This window comes from Actinorugispora endophytica (genome assembly GCF_004363075.1).
In the GTDB taxonomy this organism is placed as follows: Bacteria; Actinomycetota; Actinomycetes; order Streptosporangiales; family Streptosporangiaceae; genus Actinorugispora; species Actinorugispora endophytica.
The window spans coordinates 2075-3674 of the sequence record NZ_SNYN01000043.1; the positions used below are offsets into that span (position 1 = coordinate 2075).

The following is a 1600-nucleotide window of genomic DNA, read 5'->3' on the forward strand; positions in this document are numbered from 1 at the left end:
CGTGGTGTGTGTTTTGATTCGTGGATAGTGTGCGCGAGCATCTTGTATCTGTGGTGGCCAAGTGACAGTGGCACACGGTGGATGCCTTGGCATCAGGCGCCGATGAAGGACGTGGGAGGCCGCGATAGGCCACGGGGAGCTGTCAACCGAGCTGTGATCCGTGGGTGTCCGAATGGGGGAACCCAGCCCGAGTTGTGTCGGGTTGCCGCCACCTGAATGTATAGGGTGGTTGGTGGTGACGCGGGGAAGTGAAACATCTCAGTACCCGCAGGAAGAGAAAACAATTGTGATTCCCTGAGTAGTGGTGAGCGAAAGGGGATGTGGCTAAACCGTGCGCGTGTGATACCCGGCAGGGGTTGCGTGTGCGGGGTTGTGGGATGCGTCCGTCCGGGTCTGCCGGCCCGGAGCGCTTTGGTCGAGGGTAGTCGAAACCGGTGGGAAACGGTGCCGTAGTGGGTGAGAGTCCCGTAGGCGAAGTCCTCGACGCGGTGTTGGACGTTGTCCCGAGTAGCGCGGAGCCCGTGAAATTCCGTGTGAATCTGGCAGGACCACCTGCTAAGCCTAAATACGTCCTGATGACCGATAGTGCACTAGTACCGTGAGGGAAAGGTGAAAAGTGCCCCGGTGAGGGGTCGTGAAATAGTACCTGAAACCGTGTGCTGTCAAGCCGTCAGAGCTTCGCCTTCGGGTGGGGTGATGGCGTGCCTTTTGAAGAATGAGCCTGCGAGTCATGGTGTGTGGCGAGGTTAACCCGGGTGGGGTAGCCGTAGCGAAAGCGAGTCTGAATAGGGCGGTCGTAGTCGCATGCTGTGGACCCGAAGCGGAGTGATCTACCCATGTCCAGGGTGAAGCGGAGGTAAGACTTCGTGGAGGCCCGAACCCACCAGGGTTGAAAACCTGGGGGATGAGGTGTGGGTAGGGGTGAAAGGCCAATCAAACTCCGTGATAGCTGGTTCTCCCCGAAATGCATTTAGGTGCAGCGTCACGTGGTGCTTGCCGGAGGTAGAGCTACTGGTTGGCTGATGGGCCCGACAAGGTTACTGACGTCAGCTAAACTCCGAATGCCGGTACAGTTAGCGTGGCAGTGAGACTGCGGGGGATAAGCTTCGTAGTCGAGAGGGAAACAGCCCAGATCATCAGCTAAGGCCCCTAAGCGTGTGCTAAGTGGGAAAGGCTGTGGAGTTGCTGAGACAACCAGGAGGTTGGCTTAGAAGCAGCCATCCTTTAAAGAGTGCGTAATAGCTCACTGGTCAAGTGATTCTGCGCCGATAATGTAGCGGGGCTTAAGTACACCGCCGAAGCTGTGGATGCCGTACGTTGGTGCGGTGTGGTAGGGGAGCGTCCTGCGTGAGGTGAAGCCGTGGAGTGATCCGGGGTGGATCGCGTGGGAGTGAGAATGCAGGCATGAGTAGCGAAACCAGTGTGAGAAACACTGGCGCCGATTGACTAAGGGTTCCTGGGGCAGGTTAATCCGCCCAGGGTGAGTCGGGGCCTAAGGCGAGGCCGACAGGCGTAGTCGATGGATAACGGGTTGATATTCCCGTACCCGTTCACACGCGCCCAGTATCGAATCTCCTGATGCTAACCACCACTGAAGCTG

Annotated in this window: 1 rRNA gene (only partly in view); it reads left to right on the forward strand. The window is 57.9% G+C overall.

From position 1 onward, the window contains the following. Window positions 1–54 precede the first annotated feature (54 nt). Window positions 55–1600 (forward strand): 23S ribosomal RNA (locus EV190_RS23185); it runs 1620 nt beyond the window's last position.